We start from the raw sequence: 21,346 nt of genomic DNA on the forward strand, positions 1-21,346 counted from the left end.
TTTAGCTTACTTCTTGGAGGACTTTAACTTCTTGCGGCAGAATTACGGTAAAAGTTGAGCCGACTCCTATTTGTGATACTAACTCGATTTTGCCTTGCAGCAGCGAGACGAGCCGCGATACTATTGCTAGTCCCAGGCCCGTGCTTTCTGCAGGAAAGAGCTGTTTGCCGACTTCTCCTGCTTGAAAGAAGGGGTCAAAGATGCGGTTTGTATCTTCGGGGGCGATGCCAATGCCGGTATCTGTAATTGCGATCGCCCAATGTGCTTCTCCAGCACAGCGGCAACTTAATTCGATGCTACCAGATTCTGTATAGCGAATGGCATTGCTCAGCAGGTTGATCAGAATTTGTTGCAGCCGCCCAGAGTCGGAGATTACTTGTGTTGGGCCGCAGTCGCTGGTAACAGCGAGCTTTAGTCCTTTAGCATCAGCAATTGGCTGCATCATTTCTACTACGGTGTTAATTACCGATCGTACATTAGTTCGCTGCAGGTTAAGTTTAATTTTTCCGGCATCGGCGCGAGAAAGTTCTAGCGTGTCATTAATCATGCGGAGCAACTGTCTGCCGTTACGCAATACTCGCTCGATGTGTTCGATGCCGGGGAGGGTATCTTTGACTTCAGAGTGCCATTTTTCTTTTCGCAGGAATAGTTCGGAATAACCAATAATTGAGTTAAGAGGAGTTTTGAGTTCGTGAGCCAAATGGTAGACGTTTTCTTGATTGACGCTGACAAGGCGAGAGAGTTCTTGATTGGTGAGTTGTAACTGAGTTTGGATTTGTTGAAGTTCCCGCAGCCTCTGAGCGACGTAGCTGTTGAAACACTGGGCAATTGCTTCGTCTACTACGGCATCTATCAGCCTAAAAGCTCTGAATACGTCGGCGGTGGTTCCTGCTAGCAATTCTGATTCTAACTGCGAGAATATTACTTGACGCAATAAGTGGTATTCCCGCGCTACTTCTGCAGGATCGTAGCCTTGTTCGGCTCTGAGAAATCCGTGATCTAAACTGGCTTCAATTATTAGTTTTATTTCGCTGTTTTGATATTGGGAAAGCACTGTAGCCATCGCCTCCAGCAGATGAGGTATGTGATTTTCGATTGCTGAGTGCGGTAAGGCGTCAGCGGTTTCAATTTTCCGATCCTGACGAACTGCTTCAATCCAGTTCTTGACGATAATATCGGTTTTGTCGGCGAGCACTTGGCTGTAGTCCATGATGTCTGCGTGGGGGTTGAGTTTGGCAGAGATTGCCCATGCTTCATTGTAGTTGAGCGATCGCCAGATCGCCATATCAAACTTTGGGCGATCGCGACCCTGCCGAAAGAAGTAGTTTTGAGGTGATTTCTTCCCTGTGCCGGAGAGCTCTTGAGGAGTCGTTCCCAGCTTGTTGGTGCCAAAATCAGCACTTAAATTTATTGACAGAAGAGCCAGAAAGTAGTATAGTCACTCGAACCGAGACTTTTTAATTTTTAAGTTCTATTATTTTCAGGGGACTAAATGGAAAACGTGCAAGCTGTGATTGCTGCAACAACATTTATATGTGTAGTTTTCTTAATAATTACAGAATGGATACACCTCACAGTTGCAGCATTTCTGGGAGCGGTGATTTTAGTTTTTACCCACGTGATGACGTTAAACAACGCGATCGAATATATCGGTCGGAGTCACGCCACGCTGGGCTTATTTTTCGGAGTCATGGTAATGGTGAGAGCCTTTGAGCCTACCAAAGTATTTGAATATTTGGCAACTCAAATAGTTATTTTGGCTAAAGGTAAAGGCAAAAATCTCTTGCTGGGTATTGTCGCGATTACTACCCCAATTTGTGCTGTTTTGCCCAATGCCACGACAGTCATGCTGCTAGCACCATTAATTCCGCCAATGGCAGAAGAAGTCGGTGTAGATTTTGTGCCGTTACTGATTTTAATGGTATTTGTAGCTAACAGTTCGGGACTGCTGACAATCGTGGGCGATCCCGCGACATTCATTGTCGGCGATGCTATTAACATGAGCTTTGCAGATTACCTGGTAAAGTTAAGTTTGGGCGGGGCAATTGCCGTAGGAGTGATAGTAGTTATGTTGCCTTGGCTGTTCCGAGACATTTGGAACAAAAAATTAGACGATTTGGAACATTTGCCGCACCCAAAAATCAATCACCCACGAGTTTTAGCAGTGGGCGGCTTAATTATAGCTTTTGTGCTGACATTTTTTGTAATAGGAGAGTCTCTGCCCGTCCCTATTTCACCGGCAGCGGTTGCTTTGTTGGGGGCTGCTTTGGCAATGCTTTTAGCTCACCATTCCCAAATTGATTCTGTTAATAATATTTTGCGGGATTTAGATTGGAGTACACTGCTATTTTTTATGTCTATCTTTGTGCTGATTGGCGGTTTGGAAAAAACTGGAGTTATCGCCAATATATCTGGAATATTAGCAGTGATTTTAGGTAAGAATATTTTTCTGGGTTCTTTAGTTTTGTTATTTTTTGTGGGTTTGATGTCGAGCGTGGTGCCAAATATTCCGTTGGTAGTGGCTATGGTGCCACTGCTAAAACAGTATGTTGTCAATATCGGGCTCGCACCGCCAGAGGTGCTGGCTCCCGATTTTGCAGGGCAGTTTCCACCTGCTGTGCTGCCACTGTTTTATGCGATGATGTACGGAGCAACTTTAGGCGGAAATGGCACTTTGGTAGGAGCTTCTTCTAATATAGTGGCCGCGGGAATTTCTGAACTGCACGGGCGCCGGATTTCTTTTCAAACTTTTCTGCGTTACGGACTTCCTGTGATGGCGTTGCAATTGGTGGCTGCGGCTGTTTATGTAACTATTCGGTTTCTGATTTGAAGGAAGAAGTCAGAGGGAATTTCGGCAACGAGCACTGTACAAGATGTAACGGATTTCAGGAAGAAGTCAGAGGGAAGAAGTCAGAGGGAAGAGGGAAGAAAAATTGGTTGGTAATACTAAAGCATCTAAAATCCCTCCTATTCTAAGGGAAAAATTACAGTGAAGGAGGAGCCAACTCCTACTTCAGAAACTAATTCGATTTTACCTTGCAAGAGGTTGACTAATCGATCGACAATTGCTAGCCCTAAGCCGGTACTGTCAGGAATGCCAGAGCTCAGGGAGTTGTCGGCTCGAAAATAGGGTTGAAAAATCCGCTCGCAGTCTTCGGGAGCAATGCCAATTCCTGTATCTGAGACAGTTACTGTCCAATATTTATCTGCCAAAAGTTCGCTTTTTATTGTAACAGTACCGGCTGTGGTGTAGCGAATGGCGTTGCTGGTTAAGTTTGTGATAATTTGCTGCAGGCGCAAGCAATCTGTCACCACTTGATCGTCTGAGAGATGGCACTCAACAGCTATCTCTAAACCTTTGGCTTTCGCTAAAGGCTCGATTATTTCAACAACAGTGGCGAGTACATCTGCCAGTCTGATTGGCGCTAGCTGTAACTTTATTTGTCCGGCTTCGTACCGCGAAATTTCCAGAGTATCGTTGATCAATCTCAGCAACAGTCTGCCGCTGTTGAGGACTCTATCAATATGTCCTATATTGGGAACAGAACCTTTAATTTCGGAATAGTTTTGTTGCTGACGCAAAAACAAATCTGAGTAGCCGATAATAGATGTGAGGGGAGTTTTTAATTCGTGTGCTAAGTGAGATAAGTTCTCTTGATTGGCGCGAACTAAGCGAGTCAGTTCTTGATTTGTAAGTTGCAATTGGTTTTGCAAATCCTTTAGTTCTTGGAATCTTTCCTGGGTAAAGGTTTGGAAACATTTAGCAATTACTTCGTCGAGCGCCGTGTCAATTAAGCGGTAAGCTCTGCTGACTTCTGTGCCAGAGGCTTTGAACAATTCTGGCTCTAAAGCCTCGAAAATTACCCAGCGCAGCAAGCGGTATTCCCGCGCAATTTCTTCGGCGTCGTAGCCTTGTTTTGCCCTGAGAGTTCCGTGTTCTAAACTTTTTTCTACGAGTGTGCGAATGTCGCTCTCTTGGGATTGGGAAAGCATCGTTACGATCGCTTGCAGTACCATGGGAACGCTGTCGCGCACGCCGTTGTAGGTGAGTTCCTTAGCGGTTTCGAGTTGGTCGTCGGAGCGTACAGCTTCGATCCAGTTTTGTATAATTATGTCGATTCGATCTTGCAGCGCGAGGCTAAAGTCTCTCATGGCTCAAGTAGAGAAATAAGTGGGCGATCGCATTTTATCTCTCTAAGCTAGTTTAATAATTAACTTTTTGAATTGTTTGTCAACTTTTGGGCTTCGCCGATCGCCAATAGCTACTTCTAAAGACCTATTGACAAAATTAAATGCTGGTGCTACCTTAGGTTAAATTGGCTTAAAAAGTCAAGCCTAATCCAGCACTGCGCGATCAAACCAAGCGTGTGGCTGGAGCGGAGGAACCAATTTTCGGGGCGAATCTCTACAGAATTAAAAATCAAAGTTAAAAATTGCCAAATTTGAGTGTAATTTTTGATTTTGAAATCTAAGGAGAAGGACATCTCTCAGTCCTAGCCCGTCAGCTAACTTCGCAGGCATTGAGAAGAGACTGAAAAGCCAAATTTCTGAAAAAGATAGTTTGCCTTCGTCAGTGTCTCAGGTTGGTATTGTTCAAGATTCTTGTACCTACCCTGACTCTGAAGGAGATTGAAATGTTCATACAGCTTAATTTATCTGCGATCGCACTTGCAGGAGTTGCAACGTGGAAGCGGGTCAAACCCGTTGTCATCCGAGATGCAGTTTTGTTGCAGGCGGCTGGTTTTGACTGCACGGGCGTCGGATTTCTTTTCAAACTTTTCTGCGTTACGGGCGGCCTGTGATGGTGCTGCAATTAATAAGTGCGGCTGTTTATGTAACGATTCGGTTTCTGATTTGAAGAAGTCATTAGTCATTAGTTGGCAGTTGGCAGTTGGCAGTCATTAGTCAACAGTCAACAGTCAACATTAATCTAAACTCCATCCAATTCTAAGGGAAAAATTACAGTGAATGAGGAGCCAACTCCTACTTCAGAAACTAATTCGATTTTACCTTGCAAGAGGTTGACTAATCGAGCGACAATTGCTAGCCCTAAGCCGGTACTGTCCGGCATCCCAGAACTGAGGGAGCTGTCGGCTCGAAAATAGGGTTGAAAAATCCGATCGCAGTCTTCGGAAGCAATGCCAATTCCTGTATCGGTGATGCAGAGACTCCAACGTTTGTCTGACAATAATTCGGTTTTTATGGTAATAGTACCAGCTTGGGTGTAGCGAATGGCGTTGCTAACCAAGTTGGTGATAATTTGCTGCAAGCGCAAGTAATCTGTCCTAACTTGATCGAGAACCGGATCGCACTCAAGGGCGATCTCTAAATTTTTTGCTTTGGCCAAAGGCTCGATTATTTCGACAACAGTGCCGATCGCCGATCGCACATTTGTCACAGTTAGCTGCAATTGTATGCGTCCCGTGTCGTACCGCGAGATTTCGAGAGTATCGTTAATTAATCTAAGTAATAGTCTGCCGTTGTTGAGGACTTTATCAATATGTGCCAAATTGGGAGCCGAATCTTTAACTCTAGGATTGTTTATTTGGCGCAAAAGCAATTGTGAGTAGCCAATAATAGAGGTGAGGGGGGTTTTCAATTCGTGAGCTAAGTGAGATATATTCTCTTGACTGGTGCGAAGTAAGCGAGTCAGCTCTTGATTTGTAAGTTGCAATTGGTTTTGCAACTCCTGTAGTTCTTGGAATCTTGCCTGGGTATAGGTTTGGAAACAGTCAGCAATTGCTTCGTCAAGGGCAGTGTCAATTAAGCGATAAGCTCGGTTCACTTCAGCCGCTGAGCCTTTTAGCAATTCTGGCTCTAAAGCGTCGAAAATTACCCTCCGCAGCAAGCGGTATTCCCGCGCAATTTCTGCGGCATCGTAGCCTTGTTGTGCCCTGACAGTCCCGTGGTCTAAACTTTCTTGTATGACTGTCCGAAAGTCGCTGTCTTCTGATTCGGACAGCATAGTTACGATCGCATGCAGTACGATGGGAAGGCTGTCGCGCACGGAATCGTAGGTGAGTTGCTTGGCGGTGTCGATTTCCTCGTCGCCCCGAACAGCTTCGATCCAGTTTTCTATAATTAGGTCAATTTGATCTTGTAACGCTTGGCTAAAATCTATCATTGCTTTTATATAAATCAAGTAAGTTATGGCATTTTATAATATCTCTAGGTTAGTTTAATAGTTAACTTTTTGAATTTTTTCTCAACTTTTGAGTTTTGCCGAGCGCCAATAGCTACTTCTAAAGACCTATTGACAAAATTAAATGCTGGTGCTACCTTATGTTAAATTGGCTTAAAAAGTCAAGCCTAATCCAGCACTGCGCGATCAAACCAAGCGTGTGGCTGGAGCGGAGGAACCAATTTTCGGGGCGAATCTCTACAGAAATAAAAAGCAAAGTTAAAAATTGCCAAATTTGAGTGTAATTTTTGATTTTGAAATCTAAGGAGAAGGACATCTCTCAGTCCTAGCCCGTCAGCTAACTTCGCAGGCATTGAGAAGAGACTGAAAAGCCAACTTTCTGAAAAAGATAGTTTGGCTTCGTCAGTGTCTCAGGTTGGTATTGTTCAAGATTCTTGTACCTACCCTGACTCTGAAGGAGATTGAAATGTTCATACAGCTTAATTTATCTGCGATCGCACTTGCAGGAGTTGCAACGTGGAAGCGGGTCAAACCCGTTGTCATCCGAGATGCTGTTTTATTACCTGCTGCTGGTTTTTTGGGAATTCTTGGCTTGTGGTGGATTGTTGCCAGCTTCAAAAGCGATTTGATTCCCACTCCCTATCAGGCGTTAATCGCTAATTTAGATTACATATTCCATCCATTTTACCAGCGCGGGCCTGGAGATTTAGGCATTGGCTGGCTGCTGCTAGCGAGTTTGCGGCGGGTATTGGTGGGATTTTTGCTGGGTGCAGCAGTTGCGATTCCCGTGGGATTTCTGATCGGAATGTCAAAACCGGCAATGATGGCGCTCAATCCGCTGATTCAAATCTTCAAACCGGTGTCGCCGCTAGCTTGGCTGCCCATAGCTTTATCGATTTTTAATTTAGCAGAGCCGTCGGCAATTTTTGTCATATTCATCACGTCTTTGTGGCCGACAATTATCAATACAGCTTTGGGAGTTTCTAGCGTTTCCCAGGATTATCTGGATGTGGCGCAAGTGTTGGAAATGCCGCGCTGGAGGCGGATTACCAAGATAATTTGGCCGGCGAGTTTGCCATACATTTTTACAGGTTTGCGGATTAGTTTAGGGATTGCTTGGCTGGTGATTGTGGCGGTGGAAATGCTGACAGGCGGTGTGGGAATTGGCTTTTTTGTGTGGGATGAGTGGAGCCGCTTGAATCTGAGTTCGGTATTTTTAGCGGTGTTGGTAATTGGCATAACTGGATTGTTGCTCGACGCTGCTGTTGACAAAGTTCAGGAATTGGTAACGCATCGATCGGTCATTAATCATTAGTCAGTTTGCAGTTTGGAGTTGTTAGGAAAGCCGTTGTCAGTTGTCAACAGTTAACAGTTAACAGTCAACAGTCAACAGTCAACAGTTAACAGTCATTAGTCAAATTAAATATGAGTGACAAGTTTTCCAATGAATGGAAGCGCCGCGAGTTTTTGCAAGGAATGGGCGCGGCGGCGGCGGGAATGGCTTTATCTGGTTGTGCAATTAGCGCGGATCGATCGGCAAAAGGACTCACTGAAGAAGCCTCAGCCGTAAAGCCGGTTGTCGATTCCCGAACCTTAGAAAAACCCAATTTAACCGTAGGATACGTGCCGGTTAACGATTGTGCACCATTTGCGATCGCCTGGAAAAAAGGTTTTTTCCGCAAATACGGTTTAAACGTTCAACTCAACCGCGAAGCAAGCTGGGCAACCTCCCGCGACGGCCTAATCTTCGGCCGCCTCGACGCCTCCCCAGTCGTATCCGGCGCCGTCACCAACGCCCGAATTGGCGCAGAAGGAGCGCGCCACGCACCCCTGTGTGCAGCAATGACAATTCACCGCCACGGCAACGCCATGACGATGAACAAAGCTATGTGGGATTTCGGTTTACGCCCGTGGCACGAATACAACGGCAATTTAGAAGAATTTGGCAAACAATTTCGAGCTTTTTTTGACAGTCAGCCGTCGGAAAAAAGAGTCTGGGCAGTGGTTCTGAGTTCTGCGATTTACGAATACTTTGTCCGCTATATATCGGCGGCTGCGGGTATCGATCCGTTGAAAGAATTTCGGGTAATTATTGTACCGCCGCCGCAGATGGTAACTAATATCAGGATTGGCGCCATGCAGGCTTACATGGTGGCCGAACCTTGGAATACGCGGGCAATTCAAGGCAATTTGGGAGTGGGTTTTACCTTCGTGCAAGGCAAGGAAGTTTGGCTGGGACATCCCGATCGCCTTTTGGGAGTAATGCAATCTTTCATTGATGAAAATCCGAAGACTTATTACTCGCTGGTTAAGGCAATGGTGGAAGCTTGTCAGTATTCCAGCAAGCCGGAAAATCGCAGTGAAATATCGGCGCTGCTGACTGAGCGATCGTTTACGGGGGCGAGACCGAAAAAAGGGGCGATCGACAAATTTACGCGACCGGCAATAGTTGGCGACTACAACTATGGAGGGTTTGACGAAAAAGAGCGCACCATACAATCGGAAGATGCAACTATTTTCTATGACATTCCTAAGAATTTGCCTCAAATACCGGGAAATCATTCAACATTTATGTGGCAGTCTCAGAGTATTTGGTTGATGACTCAAGCCGCTCGCTGGGGACAGATTAAAGAAGTGCCAAAAAATGCTGAGGAATTAGCTAAAAAAGCTTGGAAAACCGACCTTTACCGCAAGATTGTTGCCGAAATGGCGATCGATTGTCCCCAGGATGATTACCAAGTGGAACCTGCGGAAGTTTTCATTGATAAAAAGGCATTTGATCCTAGCGATCCCGTGGGTTATTTGAATAGTTTTGAAATTCGAGCCAACCGCCCTCAGTCTTTTTTTCAGTCTTAATCTTTGAGATTTTGCGCTTTTCCTTCTACATTCCTCGCGTTCCCCCGTAGCTCCTCGATCCCCCCTAGCCCCCCTTAATAAGGGGGGAACCGGAGCGTTCAAAGTCCCCCTTATTAAGGGGGATTTAGGGGGATCGAGACTCAGCTACAAGCGAGATATACAATAACCAATAAACAATTACCAGGAACGTCAGATGACTCAATATACTGCTGCTTCAATCAACACCAATAGCCAATGTTCCAACTCCTATGAGTTTCTGGAAATAGACAATTTGTTCAAGTCTTACAAAAATGGTGACGGTACAGAATTTAGCGTTTTGGAAAATATCAATTTAAGTATTGGAGAAAACGAATTTATTTCGGTAATTGGTCACTCTGGGTGTGGCAAATCAACGCTGCTAAAAATAGTGGCGGGTTTGGAAAGACAGAGCGGGGGAATGGTGACACTGGAAGGAAAAGAAATTCGCAAACCAGGAGCCGATCGCATGATGGTATTCCAGCACTACGGATTGCTGCCTTGGCTGACGGTGCGGGAAAATATTCGGCTGGCAGTTGATGAAGTTTTGCAAAGTCTTAGCCGTGCCGAGAAGATTAGTCTTGTCAACGAACACCTCGCAATGGTAAACTTAACATCGGCAGCCGATAAATATCCAGACGAAATTTCAGGGGGCATGAAACAGCGGGTTGGGATTGCGCGAGCTTTGGCGATTCGACCGAAAATGTTATTAATGGACGAACCGTTTGGAGCGCTGGATGCTCTGACCCGCGGCAAGTTGCAGAAACAGGTGCTGGATATTTGGGAAAATCACAGACAAGCTGCAATGATGATTACTCACGATGTGGATGAAGCTATATATATGTCCGATCGCATTGTGCTGATGACAAACGGCCCGGCTGCGACGATAGGTGAAATTTTGTCAGTGCCGTTTGCGCGCCCGCGCGATCGCCACGAGTTGCGGGAATCCCAGGAGTATTACGAACTCCGCAACTATGCTTTGAATTTTCTCGATCGCTACTTTACCCAAGACGAATAACGCCCGACGGACAGACCAAACAATTCACTTAAGAGAGGTCAAGCCTGTGAAGCTCAAAACAATGTTAGCGCGTTTTGAAAGTGCCTTGGGATACCAAAATTTAGCAGAAGAAATGGTGTTGCTGCCGGAGCCAAAAGTACCGATTTCTAAGAAATCGAAATCTCCAAAACAGGCAAAAACAATCAATTTTATTGTCGGTTACAACAGTTCTCCCCAAAGTCAAATAGCTCTGGATATTACCCTTTGGATGGCGCATCAAACTCGTTTAGTAACAACTAAGGAAGTCACGGTTCAAGTCGTCTACGTGATCGACGAATCGTCAAAAAGTTACCGCGAAGATACTTGCCAAGTTGCTGTAGCAAATGCCTTGGCTGCACAGCAGAAAGTCTCTGATTTAGAGGAAACATTCGCCCTTAATTGTGCAGCACCTGCGCTCGCTTTACCAACCGAAATCCCATCGGTATCCCAGCAAAAAAATTGGATAGAGCCTCATTATTTACAAGCAATTTATGGTCAAAATAATGAGTACGAGGTAGCAGATAAATTGCTGTGGCAAGCGCGCTGTTTGGCTGAGGAGTGGCGCGGTTTGTTCAAAGCTCATTTACGCATCGGGCGGGTTGCTACAGAACTGAGAAAGGTGGTTGAATTAGAATCAGCAAATTTACTGTTCTTGGGCTGTGGTTCTGGCAACCATCGGCTGGTTAGGGAACTAGGCAATAATTTTCCCTGCTGCGTACTCGGAGTTCCTTCGGCACTCAGCTATCAGATGGATGTTCAGCCTGAAGAAAGTTTGAGCAAGTTACAGTTGGCGACAACTATACCTGCACGTTAAACTTGTTCACTCGTTGGGGCAGAATCTAATTATGTAAGGTGCAGCGCACCCTACGACTATAATTCGCGCGCCCAACCTTTTTTTGCATAAGTTCTATATCGATCAAAAAATAACAATAGTTTCCTCCCTAGAAGTCCCAATTACGATACAATTGGGACTTTTTTTTGATTATTGAGATGTTTAAAATTACTCTTAAGGGAAATAGTCGTCACTTATCTGATCATAGACAGTTCGTTAACTAATTTTATCCTTCCCCGGCACACAGAGCGCAGCAGCCGATCGATCGAGCGTTTGTCTTCCTCAGTCAAATTTTCGTCAAAAATAGCAGCCATCAAACCATACCTATCGGCTAGAGTAATGTAGCCATTTTGATTCACTTCGGCAAACAGCTCGCCCAAAGCAGATGGAATCAGGTGGACAGGAGTTTGCATAGTAATTGACTCTCTACTCGACGATCGCGCGATCGGGCGTTTCTGCATTAACAAAAGGCGATCGCACTATAAAATTTTAAGCTGTATTGCCTTTCAAGATGTGATAGTAAACAGCAAAATTTGTGAACAAAATCACAGTAAAAATTTGCGAATTATGATATAGATTGCAGGTGCGTTTTACGGAAGACCGAGCAACTGCAAACTTAATGTTTTCTAAAGATTGAAAATCACCACTTCCTCCACAGGTTCAGCTAACTCAAACTTAAACACCCGCGAATAGAAATAGAATTCGCCGTCAAGAGTTCTTTTGATATTTTCAGCACGGCGAAAACCGTGGTGTTCCCCTTCATAAGCAACATAAGCAACCGGCAAACCTTTAGCTTTCAATATCTCTACCATCATTTCCGCTTGATTGGGCGGAACCACTTTATCTTCTAATCCTTGAAAAAAGATAACGGGACAAGATAAACGTTCGGCGGAATGAATCGGCGAACGAGCTACATACAAATCTTTTCTTTCAGGATAAGGCCCAATCAATCCATCCAGATAGCGCGCTTCAAACTTGTGAGTATCCGTTGCCAAAGCTTCCAAATCGCTAACTCCATAATAGCTCGCACCGGCCTTAAACACATCGCGGAAAATAAGAGCGCACAGCGTAGTGTACCCCCCTGCGCTGCCTCCGGCGATCGCCATTCTTTCGCCATCAACTAAACCTTTTTGGGCTAAATATTTAGCACCGTTAGCGCAGTCGTCAACATCGACAATTCCCCAACTATCTTGCAGTCTTTTTCTGTATTCTCGGCCGTAACCAGTGCTGCCGCCGTAATTAACATCGAGCACCGCAAAACCGCGACTCGTCCAATATTGAATTTTCAAATTCATGCTGCTAGAAGTAGCAGCAGTTGGGCCACCGTGACTTTTCACAACTAACGGCGGTTTTTCACCCGCAGGTGCTGCGAAATCTTGATTTTTAGGGGGATAAAAGAAACCGAAAGCAGTCAAATTGTTTTGTGTGGGAAATTCGATCGGTTCCGGTACAGAAAGATAACCCGGATTGATGCTTAAATTGCTCGATTGACGCAATATTTCTAGTTGACTTGTTGCTAAATTTAGTTGTACAATAGCAGTAGATGCAGTCGGCGAACTTGCCAGAAAAACAACTGTTTCTCCCCGCGCTTTGACCGACGAAATATCAGTGTAAGGCGTTTCAATTGTTGTCAACTGCTTTGTCGTTAAATCAAGACTCGCTAAATACCACAGGCCTTGCTGAGTGTAGGTGCAAATAATTTTGCTTTCCGAGACAACAGCATAAGTAGACATTCCAAAAACCCACTGGGGAAGTCCGAATTCAGCCGCCATTTCGCACAGAGGTTCGACCTCTTGCTGTTCCCTCGGCAAGCGGGGATTGACGGTTCTATAGAAATTCCACCAGTTCGACTTGTCAGAAACAAAATACAAAACTCCATCGGGCGACCATTCCGGTTGAAAAATTGATTCTTCAACCCCGCCAGCAACTAAGTATTTTTCACCTAAAGAACCGTCAGCCTTAATTTCTGCTACCCACAATTCTGTGCCATCCCACGGCATATTTGGATGGTTCCAACAAATCCAGGAAAGTAGAGAACCGTCTGGACTTAAACGAGGGGAAGCATAAAAATCATTGCCCTGAGTTAAGATTTGAATATCTTCGCCGTTTTCTAAATTAATACTAACAATAGTATTGACAGGTTCGCCCTCACCTGCATTATCTTCGCGCACGCAAATCAGGCGATTTCTCTGCTTGTCAATTATCACATCTGCATAGCGACAATTAGCAGCAGGAGTCAGAGGTTCTGCTTGAGAATCTAATGTTTGAGAATAAATACGTTGGTCGGCAAAATGAGAAAAATAGACAACACCGCCAGCAACTGCAAAAGCAGCGCCGCCGTATTCGTGAACGCGAGTGCGAACATTAAAAGGATGCGGTGTCACGTCGCTGATTTTACCATCAGGAGTGCGCCGCACGAGGACGCTTCTTCCCGCTTCCGAAGGCCTTCCCTCAACCCAATAAATATCATCGCCGTCAATAGCAATTTGTCCGAGCCCGACAGTTCCAGAAACAATTAAATCGGAAGAAATAGGTGATTTCCAAGAGCCGTAAGGTGATACTGTATTCATATAGTTGAGGCAGTTGTGTTTCTCGCACAAAAAAATTAATATTTGTACTTTACACTAATTCAGTCACCGGGGAAGCAAAATGTCCAAAAAACTCGTACTAATGGATCACGACGGTGCAGTTGACGACTATCTCTCAGTCGTTTTGCTGATGACAATGGAGGAGGTCGAAACTCTGGGAGTAATTGTAACTCCTGCGGACTGCTACATTCAACCGGCGGTGAGTGCTACGCGCAAAATCCTGAATTTGATGGGGCGTTCAGAAGTTCCGGTGGCGGCGAGTACGGTGCGGGGACTCAACCCATTTCCGGTGTTATTTCGGCGAGATTCCTTTGCAGTCGATCGACTTCCCATTCTAAATGAAAAAGCAACCATTGACACGCCGTTAATATCAGAACCCGGACAAAACTTTATGGTGCGAGTTTTGCAAGACGCAGCCACACCAGTCACATTAATGGTAACGGGGCCGTTAACAACAGTAGCGCAAGCTTTAGATATCGCGCCAGAAATTGAAAGCAAAATTCAAGAAATTGTCTGGATGGGAGGCGCCCTCAATGTTATCGGCAATGTTAGCAAAGATATGGAACCCGGACAAGATATGTCGGCGGAATGGAATGCTTACTGGGACCCGATAGCAATCGATAGAATTTGGCAAACGCAAATTCCCGTTGTCATGTGTCCTTTAGATATCACGAATAATGTACCGCTAACTGTAGAATTTTCCAATCTCTTAGCAAAACAGCGCAAATATCCAATTTCCGACTTAGCAGGACAGTGTTATGCCCTCGCAATATCTCAAGATTACTATTTTTGGGACATTTTGGCCACTGCTTATTTAGCGCATCCCGAATTTTACCAACTGCGAGAATGGGAAACAGAAATTATTACCGAAGGCATCAGCCAAGGACGCACAAAAGTTAAAACCGGAGGGCGAAAAATTCAAGCTATGGATAAAGTAGACACAGCCAAATTTTACAATTACATATTACAACAGTGGGCGAGGTGAAAATTACAATATCTGCTAGAAGTGAGCAAAATCTCCATACAAAACCCGCCCTGGCGCGAATATTTACCTCCTCTTCTCTTCCCTCTCTTCCTCTGCGCCCTCTGCGCCCTCTGCGGTAAAAAAAACTCCTCTCAAAAAATGCTGCCAATTATATCAATCATCCCCTTAGCCCAAACCCCTCCCGCACCTCAAGAAATCCTCCAAATCCAAGAAGTGCGACCACTCCCCGGACAATTAGACAACATACCAGTATTTAACAGCAACAGTCCCGAATTAGTGCTGCAAGAAGGAATTTTGCTTTCGACATTTCCCCCAGATAGTAAAAGATTTCCGGCGGCACATTTAAACTTTCCGTTTCAAGGACGTTTCGACATATTTGCCCACCACATAGCCCGCGCACCTTCGCCCGAAGATTTGCGAACATTGTATCAAGGAGTAATTGTTTATAATCCGGGCAATAAACCTGTAACATTAGATATATTGCAAGCTGCGAGTTATCTCAGTCAACCCGATGCACCTTTTATTGAATTGCCGCCGCAAGTCGATAATTCAAACAGTAATATTTACGCCGGGCCGGGAAGCCGCGCTGTGAATGATATTCTGAGAGGAAGGAGACAGTCTGACTTTGAGCCGCAGTTAATTATTCCACCGGGAAAAAGCCAACTGTTGATGAATCATCCGATACCGGTGCGGGAATTGGTACCGCCGCTAAACGGTCGATCGACCTTGATGCGGTTGCGGAGCGATGGTATAGTCTATGTTGCCAGTCTGGCGATGTTTGCCCGACTTGACCCAGAGGGAAACGGACAGGGAAACGAGCGATCGCCCAATTTAGCAGAATGGCACAACTTATTAGACAATGGTAATATAGCCGGGCCGCGCGATCGAGTTCCCACACCGCCCGAAATCACCGAAGGTCAAATAATTTACGGTCGAGTTGCAGGTGTAGCATTAGGTTCACAATGGCGAGCACTTCTCTCAGACAACCCCGCCACCTCAAACCTAGCAATTCCCCAACCCGGAACAGCATTTTCCTACCCATTAAGCAGCCTCCCGCGCGGAATGCTGGGAACAAATCAAGTGCAAAGTGCGAGAATGCTAGTCCGCTACCCAGATACAGCATACCGCGCCCACGGCAATTACGGAATTCAATACAGTCTCAGCTTGCCGCTGTACAATTCTACCCGCAAAAATCAAACTGTAACTGTCGCGATTCAAACTCCAATTAAGACAGACAAATTAACTTCAGGAGGACTTAATTTTTTAGAACCTCCGGCACCTCAAACTTTTTTTAGGGGGACGGTTCGAGTGCGCTATACTGATGACAATAAAGTGCCTCAAACTCGCTACGTGCATTTAGTGCAGCGGCGGGGACAGCAGGGGGAACCTTTAGTAAAATTAGAGATGAAATCGGGAGAAAAGCGACTTGTAGAAGTGGATTTTATTTATCCACCCGATGCGTCGCCACCGCAAGTTCTGACAGTGAAAACAAATTAAATTTTAGCGGCTGCTACGGGTAGGCAGACGGCTACAAAGACAATGCGTAATTAACCAGATTTGATATTAGTTTCGCGTGGCCCGAACTTGGTTGGTGTCTAGTCGGTATTGGCAAAAAACAAGATGAACTTCTCAAAAAGATTCTGGGTAATTGCTTGCTTTGTGTACGTTTTAATTCTTCTCAGTATCATGCTTTTAGCAGGTACGGGGAAATTAGTCAACTTTCCTCTCGCTCATCCGCCTTATGACAAACTAGGTCACTTTATTTTGTACGGAATAGCATCTTTTTTGTGCCATAGAGCAACTGGCAAAAAAAAGATGAATTTGTTTAATTATTCAATTCCTTTCGGGCCCGCAATTTTTACTATGTTCACTGCTGCGGAAGAAATGCTGCAAGCAATGTTACCAAATCGCAGTGCTAGTATTGAAGATTTTTTATATAGTTTTTGCGGGATTGCAGTTTTTTATTGGATTGGAGAAGTTTGGGATAGAAAAAAAGGGCATTGATGATAGAGAAGGAAGTTCGGCAACGGATTTTGTAACGGATGTAACGGATGTAACGGATGTAACGGATGTCAGGAAGAAGGAAGTTCGGCAACAGATTATGTAACGGATGTAACGGATGTCAGGAAGAAGGAAGTTTGTAGGGTGCAGAATGCGAACAGGTTGACGAGTGTCAGCAACTTTTTTTACTGATGACTCTGCCCGCACGGGTTAAGAGATATTGATACCACAAACGGGAGCAACTGTCAATACGCTGGCTGCTGCTGCCGCAGTGAAAATTGAATTTTTTTTGAAATTGTTTAACATTAGCAATTTACCGGGATTTGCCCATCTCGACAATGTGTTTGAGAGCGTTTAATCACTCTCTTCCAAAAAGGTTTGTACTCGACCGTTTGGTCGCAAAACAACTCGAATTTTCGGGTTTTTCCCATTAGAAACGGCAGACACAAACGGCTCGCCGGCTAATGGCATATTAGCTTGCTCGATATAATCGGCTGCTGCTTTTCCCATCGGCACAATACTTTGAACTGACCCATTTTCATCGATCAGCACGCTGTATTCCAAAGTTTGTTCCATTCCTTCTGGAGGCTTCCAGCGTTCCTCAAAGTAAGTTCTAGCTTCTGAAACTTGAGGAATTGTATCAAATAAAGTGCGGTTTTTTTGGCTTGCCGCAGCCTGGTTGTTGTCCTCGGACTCGGCGGTTGGTTGAGCGTCCTCAAGGGGTGGGAGTTCGGTACTGGCGGGGGGGACAATCGGCTCGATGGGGCTGGGGAAGGGTTGCGGCGGGGGAACGGGAAATCGGGAAGCAGACAGGGATGGCGGCAGGGGGGGCGGTACGGCGGGAGCTAGTCTCGGCGGTAGGGGGGGCAGCACGTAGGGTACTGGTGCGGGTGCTTGGGGGGCGGAAATGGATGGTTCTTCGGGGGCGGGAATTGTGATTGTTTGCCCTTGAGGGAATGCTGGGGCGCTCTGTGGGGCGCTGGCTGTGCTGCCGTTGGCGGGAAATAGCAGGGGTGGCTGCTGGATAGGGCTGGGTCTGTTGGTGGCTGGAGTTGGCGCGAGGGCGAGGGGGGGCAAGCTGGGGCTGGGGGAGGCAGCGGTGTTGATAGGCGGGGGCGGCAGCGGTGGTAAAGCGGGTGTGGCTGCGGGTGTTGGTGCTGGGGGTGTCGGTAGGGCGGGAACTGGACTGGGGGAGACGCCTGCAGCTAACTGGGGGTTTCCTGGATCGGGGGCTGTGGCGGTTTGCGGGGAGGTGGCGGTTCGATCGAGCATTTTGATAGTTCCTGTCGTCAGGCCCGCGCCGGCGACCAGCAATGCTGCCACCTTGAGCCAAGGTGAGGACAGCGGCCGTCGGGGTTCGCGGTTGAGGTTGGGAAGCGCCATCACTTCGGCGGCGCAGTCATCTAGTGCTGTCGCCAAGTCAAACAGTTGCAGGGTACTCAAGGGAACTACTGGCCCGGATTCTGCGACGCTCAAAGAGCCTAAAAACAAGTTGTGGGCGAGCAAGCCGCGGGGCTCTAAGCGGGGGGGAACCGGAAGGTAGGCAGTTGGGAGAGAGTAGGGGTTGGAGGTTGCTAGTTCGGAAGTGTTGACGGCTCGATCGAATTTAACGGCATTACGCGCGACTTCTGGCGAGTCTGAACCCGCAGCGGTACGATCCATTTGAGAGTTGAGGTTGTTTTCCCAATCGCGGGATGCGCCGAGCAAGTTTTGGACGTAGGTGCTAACAGCTTCGTGGAGGGTTTCGAGTTGAATTCGATCGCCCCTGAGGGTAACGTGTTCGGTATCTGGCAGCCTGGGGTCGTCGAGTCGCAGCTCAAAACTTAAAGATTTAAACACTGGTTGGCCCGCCCACCGAGATAGAGGCGAACTTTTGGCTGTAATTTCCAGCGTGCAAGTGGGGGGCGTGTACCGTTTGAGAACCATAGCAGAAAGTCTGTTGGCTGTTGACTGTTGACTGTTGACTGTTGACTGTTGACTGTTGGCTGTTGGCTGTTAACTGTTGGCTGTTGACTGTTGACTGTTGACTGTTGACTAATGACTAATGACTAATGACTAATGACTAATGACTAATGACTGCTAACTAATGACTACTGACTGTTGTTTAATTCTTAGCGCGGTCTAGAAGAGCCAGCCAGAGGCGGCGGTGGCCGCCGGGACTGCTGTAAAACAGCAAATCGATCAGGAGTTTGAGGGCTAAATCAGTCAACTCTCGGGCCGATAAATTTTCTCCATCTTCCATGCGCGAGCCATAAGTGTTGCTGAACCTGTCAATATAATCTCCCAGCAAAGCGATGGTGTGAGGTTCGCGGTTTTGCTCTGCCATTTGTTCGAGCAAAGCAACAGCGCGGCGGATTAAAGCTTGGTGCTGTTTTGCCAAATGACAGCTTATCAAAACGAGCGATCGAGCTTCCTCCACATCGAGTTTTTTGCGCCCTCCGTGACCTTTCCGCAGCGGGTTAGATTGGCGTAGCCGCCACAAAGCTACCCGATCGGCTACCATTGGCTCTAAATTCAGTTCGGCTGCTACCTTGAGCATCGCCTCTGAGCCAATTTCTGCCAGTGCTTCTAGGGCTAACAACACTAAATCCAGTTGGGCTTTAATGTTGTCCAACTGGGTAGGTTCTGGTGCTTTTTGAGTCAATTCTTCCCAGTTGGGAGATTGGCCCGTTTCGTTTGTGGGAGCGGAGGACTTTACGGTCGAGCGCATGGCTTCAGCACGGGAAATTAAGACTGGTTGAGGCAGGATATCAAACAGTATGCACTGATTAAAGCTTTTGGGCCTGTGGGCAACAGCACATCTGTTAAGTTGTCTCCATAGCTCGTTGCTTTGATTCCGGCAATCCTAACTGCTGGACGGAGTTGCGGGTTAAAAGTTGCGGTTTCAAGTTCGATCGATCGCAATCCGCAAAACCCAGATATTTTTACCCCTAACCATCCTACGCCGCAGAGTGACCGAAATCAAATCAGTGCTTTGAAACTATCGGGCCTTATATCAATCCAAAGATCCTAGCGCTCTCGAATGCTACTTATAGTCTGTCGCTACTTATAGTCTGTCAGATTATAGTTGTCATTGCTTCATCTGGCGCGCTCTATGGATATTACGGAGCAATTTGGTAAAAAAGTTAGACATTTCCGAAAGCTCAGAAATCTTTCCCAAGATCAGCTTGCAGAACTATCTGAATTACATCGCACCTATATTGGTTCAGTTGAACGAGGTGAAAGGAATATAACGCTGCTTAATGCCAGCAAAATAGCCAAGGCATTATCCGTTAGTCTAGCTGAGCTGGTAACTGCTGATGACTGAAAGAAGACTAGAGCAAATTTTAGCAAGATACCAAAACTCATTTACCGAAAAAATTTATGCAGAAGAGAATGAAGAACACGATATTTTAATGGATGTGTTTGGTATTTCTCCAATAATAAAAAAAGAAAATAGGCAATATTGGGGACGTGAGTTAGGTATGTGTTGGCAATTGTTAGTTACTGAAACGTGTAAAACATATTGCAGTAGCTTTCAGCCAGCATTTAAAGTTGGAAGCGATGAGCCGTGCGATCTGATTGTTGATGGGTACGCAATAGATACAAAATATCGTATTGGCTCAGGAGATTCGGGAACCCTGAAAAAGTTCAAATCTTATGGCCCACTACTTCGTACTTATAATTACGAACCCGTTTTTTTAATCCTTAGACAAGATAATTTGCCCGCAGCTATTACAGCGTGCCAAGTAGGGACTTGGAAAGTTTACACTGGGGAGGATTCGTTTGAGTTCATAAAAACAATAAGCGGGTTTAATTTAAAGTCATTTCTTATTGAAAAAGTGGGAGAATTCCCTGTATACCGCTGAAACTATCAAGGCGCTTGTTGATAATCTCTATGTAGTCAGGTACTATTTCAATGCCAACATACCTAATGCCAAATTCTTTCGCCGCCAGCAATGTGGTTCCAGATCCTGCGAAAGGATCGATTAGAATAGAATTTTCCAAGCGCGGTACAAATATTTCGACCAGCTTTCTCATTAGAGCGATTGGTTTAACTGTGCAATGGACGTTAAACTCCTCGGTTTTCTCACGCTGTATACCTTCTAAAATATTTGACTGAAAACCACCGAACTGATCTTTAGTATAAAATAGACCTGTACCATACTCCTGTAGAGTTTCCAAGTAATTATTGACCAGTGGTTTTTGAAGTACGCAGATTGCTTCCCATTCGTTCCTCAGACAACTGTGCCAACCATCCCATTTTTCAGAATTTTCATATCCTTTCTTCTCTAACTGTTGTTTGATATTGACACCTTTAGGGATACCACTCGATCTTTTATAAACAAGAATATCTCTCGCATAGAAACCAGCACTTTCAAGTGCTACTTGTACGTGAGCAACAGTCCGTGTGCTGTTGAAAACTAAAACTGTCGCACCCGGTTTGCAGATCCGAAAAAGCTGCTCACCCCACTCAAAGCACCACTTTTCATAATCCAGAGTGTTGTTACGATTCCTTTGATACCATTTTTCGTTTCTGACTCCACCTGCTAAACCACTGCCATAGGGAATGTTTTTAACAAGGGTTTTATTTCCCTTGTCATTGACTCTTTCAATCCGCCTTTGAATTTCTGAGTCATCCCATTTATGACCAATAAATTCATAATTATAAGGTGGGTCAGTGATACAGGCAGAAATATAATTTTCTGGCAATGTCTTCATCACTTCACGACAGTCGCCCACCAAAACTTCATTTGAGGGAGTTTTTTTCATTAGTCAGGCAGTTACTAAAGTGGGAAATTAACTTTTAATTATGCCACATTTGCAGTATAGTATCCATTCCGGTTGCATCAGTATGATATGTTCGTTGCGACTTGTTTTGCTGCAGACAACTATATAATTACGAGTCAAC

The 21,346-nt window shown here is 45.6% G+C and carries 20 protein-coding genes and 2 riboswitches; of the genes, 12 read left to right on the top strand and 8 right to left on the bottom strand.

Annotated elements, in window-relative coordinates:
• Position 1 precedes the first annotated feature (1 nt).
• Positions 2–1,285 carry a sensor histidine kinase gene (locus NDI35_RS20330; protein WP_445314314.1) on the bottom strand — a complete coding sequence of 428 codons (1,284 nt, stop codon included), beginning with the start codon at positions 1,283–1,285 and terminating at the stop codon, positions 2–4.
• A 207-nt stretch (positions 1,286–1,492) separates the two neighbouring features.
• Between NDI35_RS20330 and NDI35_RS20335 the strand changes: the two genes are divergently transcribed.
• The gene (locus NDI35_RS20335) at positions 1,493–2,830 is read left to right on the top strand and encodes an ArsB/NhaD family transporter (protein WP_445314315.1); all 1,338 of its coding nucleotides are present in this window, start codon (positions 1,493–1,495) and stop codon (positions 2,828–2,830) included.
• 137 nt (positions 2,831–2,967) lie between these two features.
• Here the strand turns inward: NDI35_RS20335 and NDI35_RS20340 are convergent, their stop codons facing one another.
• Entirely contained in the window at positions 2,968–4,152 is a 1,185-nt protein-coding gene (locus NDI35_RS20340; RefSeq protein ID WP_445314316.1) for an ATP-binding protein, read from the bottom strand.
• Between the two features lie 170 nt (positions 4,153–4,322).
• Positions 4,323–4,535: riboswitch (cyclic di-AMP (ydaO/yuaA leader) on the top strand.
• 99 nt (positions 4,536–4,634) lie between these two features.
• On the opposite strand from NDI35_RS20340, the gene NDI35_RS20345 reads away from it, so the two are divergent.
• A complete protein-coding gene (locus tag NDI35_RS20345; RefSeq protein ID WP_445314317.1) occupies positions 4,635–4,802 on the top strand; it encodes a hypothetical protein in 168 nt (55 codons plus the stop codon).
• A 128-nt stretch (positions 4,803–4,930) separates the two neighbouring features.
• Here the strand turns inward: NDI35_RS20345 and NDI35_RS20350 are convergent, their stop codons facing one another.
• Positions 4,931–6,124, bottom strand: coding sequence for a sensor histidine kinase (locus NDI35_RS20350; RefSeq protein WP_445314318.1), 1,194 nt, complete (start codon positions 6,122–6,124; stop codon positions 4,931–4,933).
• A 172-nt stretch (positions 6,125–6,296) separates the two neighbouring features.
• Positions 6,297–6,509, top strand: a riboswitch (cyclic di-AMP (ydaO/yuaA leader).
• Positions 6,510–6,608: 99 nt separating this feature from the next.
• Between NDI35_RS20350 and ntrB the strand changes: the two genes are divergently transcribed.
• From ntrB to NDI35_RS20370, 4 genes are all read left to right on the top strand, one after another.
• On the top strand, positions 6,609–7,457 hold the full coding sequence (gene ntrB / locus NDI35_RS20355; protein ID WP_445314319.1) for a nitrate ABC transporter permease: 849 nt from the start codon (positions 6,609–6,611) through the stop codon (positions 7,455–7,457).
• 110 nt (positions 7,458–7,567) lie between these two features.
• Complete coding sequence (locus tag NDI35_RS20360; RefSeq protein WP_445314320.1) at positions 7,568–8,998, top strand: ABC transporter substrate-binding protein; 1,431 nt, start codon at positions 7,568–7,570, stop codon at positions 8,996–8,998.
• 193 nt (positions 8,999–9,191) lie between these two features.
• On the top strand, positions 9,192–10,031 hold the full coding sequence (locus NDI35_RS20365; protein ID WP_445314321.1) for an ABC transporter ATP-binding protein: 840 nt from the start codon (positions 9,192–9,194) through the stop codon (positions 10,029–10,031).
• A gap of 46 nt (positions 10,032–10,077) precedes the next feature.
• The gene (locus tag NDI35_RS20370; RefSeq protein WP_445314322.1) at positions 10,078–10,863 is read left to right on the top strand and encodes a universal stress protein; all 786 of its coding nucleotides are present in this window, start codon (positions 10,078–10,080) and stop codon (positions 10,861–10,863) included.
• A 212-nt stretch (positions 10,864–11,075) separates the two neighbouring features.
• Here the strand turns inward: NDI35_RS20370 and NDI35_RS20375 are convergent, their stop codons facing one another.
• Both NDI35_RS20375 and NDI35_RS20380 read right to left on the bottom strand, forming a co-directional pair.
• Positions 11,076–11,294, bottom strand: coding sequence for a hypothetical protein (locus tag NDI35_RS20375; RefSeq protein WP_006632461.1), 219 nt, complete (start codon positions 11,292–11,294; stop codon positions 11,076–11,078).
• Between the two features lie 213 nt (positions 11,295–11,507).
• Positions 11,508–13,451 (bottom strand): S9 family peptidase, encoded by a 1,944-nt coding sequence (locus tag NDI35_RS20380; RefSeq protein ID WP_445314323.1) that lies wholly within the window; start codon positions 13,449–13,451, stop codon positions 11,508–11,510.
• A gap of 79 nt (positions 13,452–13,530) precedes the next feature.
• Here NDI35_RS20380 and NDI35_RS20385 point away from each other — a divergent pair, with 79 nt between their 5' ends.
• The 4 genes from NDI35_RS20385 to NDI35_RS20400 all read left to right on the top strand — a co-directional run bounded on the left by NDI35_RS20385 (position 13,531) and on the right by NDI35_RS20400 (position 16,561).
• Entirely contained in the window at positions 13,531–14,454 is a 924-nt protein-coding gene (locus NDI35_RS20385) for a nucleoside hydrolase (protein WP_445314324.1), read from the top strand.
• Between the two features lie 138 nt (positions 14,455–14,592).
• A complete protein-coding gene (locus NDI35_RS20390) occupies positions 14,593–15,951 on the top strand; it encodes a DUF3370 domain-containing protein (protein ID WP_445314325.1) in 1,359 nt (452 codons plus the stop codon).
• A gap of 189 nt (positions 15,952–16,140) precedes the next feature.
• Entirely contained in the window at positions 16,141–16,458 is a 318-nt protein-coding gene (locus tag NDI35_RS20395) for a VanZ family protein (RefSeq protein ID WP_445314373.1), read from the top strand.
• Positions 16,367–16,561 (top strand): hypothetical protein, encoded by a 195-nt coding sequence (locus tag NDI35_RS20400; protein WP_445314375.1) that lies wholly within the window; start codon positions 16,367–16,369, stop codon positions 16,559–16,561. The genes NDI35_RS20395 and NDI35_RS20400 overlap by 92 nt, the downstream gene beginning before the upstream one ends.
• A gap of 248 nt (positions 16,562–16,809) precedes the next feature.
• Here NDI35_RS20400 and NDI35_RS20405 read toward each other — a convergent pair whose 3' ends face one another.
• Together NDI35_RS20405 and NDI35_RS20410 are read right to left on the bottom strand one after the other, a co-directional pair.
• Positions 16,810–18,381, bottom strand: a complete 1,572-nt coding sequence (locus tag NDI35_RS20405; protein WP_445314326.1) for a DUF4335 domain-containing protein — start codon at positions 18,379–18,381, stop codon at positions 16,810–16,812.
• Positions 18,382–18,559: 178 nt separating this feature from the next.
• Positions 18,560–19,165: a DUF3038 domain-containing protein gene (locus NDI35_RS20410; protein WP_445314327.1), complete on the bottom strand. Its 606-nt coding sequence runs from the start codon at positions 19,163–19,165 to the stop codon at positions 18,560–18,562.
• Between the two features lie 384 nt (positions 19,166–19,549).
• Between NDI35_RS20410 and NDI35_RS20415 the strand changes: the two genes are divergently transcribed.
• Together NDI35_RS20415 and NDI35_RS20420 are read left to right on the top strand one after the other, a co-directional pair.
• A complete protein-coding gene (locus NDI35_RS20415) occupies positions 19,550–19,762 on the top strand; it encodes a helix-turn-helix domain-containing protein (RefSeq protein ID WP_333044298.1) in 213 nt (70 codons plus the stop codon).
• The gene (locus NDI35_RS20420) at positions 19,755–20,303 is read left to right on the top strand and encodes a hypothetical protein (protein WP_445314328.1); all 549 of its coding nucleotides are present in this window, start codon (positions 19,755–19,757) and stop codon (positions 20,301–20,303) included. The genes NDI35_RS20415 and NDI35_RS20420 overlap by 8 nt, the downstream gene beginning before the upstream one ends.
• Here NDI35_RS20420 and NDI35_RS20425 read toward each other — a convergent pair.
• Positions 20,266–21,207: a DNA-methyltransferase gene (locus tag NDI35_RS20425; RefSeq protein WP_445314329.1), complete on the bottom strand. Its 942-nt coding sequence runs from the start codon at positions 21,205–21,207 to the stop codon at positions 20,266–20,268. The two genes, NDI35_RS20420 and NDI35_RS20425, sit on opposite strands and share 38 nt — an antisense overlap.
• Positions 21,208–21,346: the final 139 nt, after the last annotated feature.

It is taken from the genome of Microcoleus vaginatus FACHB-2002, from assembly GCF_040004035.1.
In the GTDB taxonomy this organism is placed as follows: domain Bacteria; phylum Cyanobacteriota; class Cyanobacteriia; order Cyanobacteriales; family Microcoleaceae; genus Microcoleus; species Microcoleus vaginatus_C.

Coding starts and splice junctions, on each gene's coding strand:
- NDI35_RS20330 (WP_445314314.1), bottom strand. CDS start 1,285: ATGGCGATCTGGCGATCGCTCAACTACAATGAAGCATGGGCAATCTCT.
- NDI35_RS20335 (WP_445314315.1), top strand. CDS start 1,493: ATGGAAAACGTGCAAGCTGTGATTGCTGCAACAACATTTATATGTGTA.
- NDI35_RS20340 (WP_445314316.1), bottom strand. CDS start 4,152: ATGAGAGACTTTAGCCTCGCGCTGCAAGATCGAATCGACATAATTATA.
- NDI35_RS20345 (WP_445314317.1), top strand. CDS start 4,635: ATGTTCATACAGCTTAATTTATCTGCGATCGCACTTGCAGGAGTTGCA.
- NDI35_RS20350 (WP_445314318.1), bottom strand. CDS start 6,124: ATGATAGATTTTAGCCAAGCGTTACAAGATCAAATTGACCTAATTATA.
- ntrB (WP_445314319.1), top strand. CDS start 6,609: ATGTTCATACAGCTTAATTTATCTGCGATCGCACTTGCAGGAGTTGCA.
- NDI35_RS20360 (WP_445314320.1), top strand. CDS start 7,568: ATGAGTGACAAGTTTTCCAATGAATGGAAGCGCCGCGAGTTTTTGCAA.
- NDI35_RS20365 (WP_445314321.1), top strand. CDS start 9,192: ATGACTCAATATACTGCTGCTTCAATCAACACCAATAGCCAATGTTCC.
- NDI35_RS20375 (WP_006632461.1), bottom strand. CDS start 11,294: ATGCAAACTCCTGTCCACCTGATTCCATCTGCTTTGGGCGAGCTGTTT.
- NDI35_RS20380 (WP_445314323.1), bottom strand. CDS start 13,451: ATGAATACAGTATCACCTTACGGCTCTTGGAAATCACCTATTTCTTCC.
- NDI35_RS20385 (WP_445314324.1), top strand. CDS start 13,531: ATGTCCAAAAAACTCGTACTAATGGATCACGACGGTGCAGTTGACGAC.
- NDI35_RS20390 (WP_445314325.1), top strand. CDS start 14,593: ATGCTGCCAATTATATCAATCATCCCCTTAGCCCAAACCCCTCCCGCA.
- NDI35_RS20395 (WP_445314373.1), top strand. CDS start 16,141: ATGCTTTTAGCAGGTACGGGGAAATTAGTCAACTTTCCTCTCGCTCAT.
- NDI35_RS20405 (WP_445314326.1), bottom strand. CDS start 18,381: ATGGTTCTCAAACGGTACACGCCCCCCACTTGCACGCTGGAAATTACA.
- NDI35_RS20410 (WP_445314327.1), bottom strand. CDS start 19,165: ATGCGCTCGACCGTAAAGTCCTCCGCTCCCACAAACGAAACGGGCCAA.
- NDI35_RS20415 (WP_333044298.1), top strand. CDS start 19,550: ATGGATATTACGGAGCAATTTGGTAAAAAAGTTAGACATTTCCGAAAG.
- NDI35_RS20420 (WP_445314328.1), top strand. CDS start 19,755: ATGACTGAAAGAAGACTAGAGCAAATTTTAGCAAGATACCAAAACTCA.
- NDI35_RS20425 (WP_445314329.1), bottom strand. CDS start 21,207: ATGAAAAAAACTCCCTCAAATGAAGTTTTGGTGGGCGACTGTCGTGAA.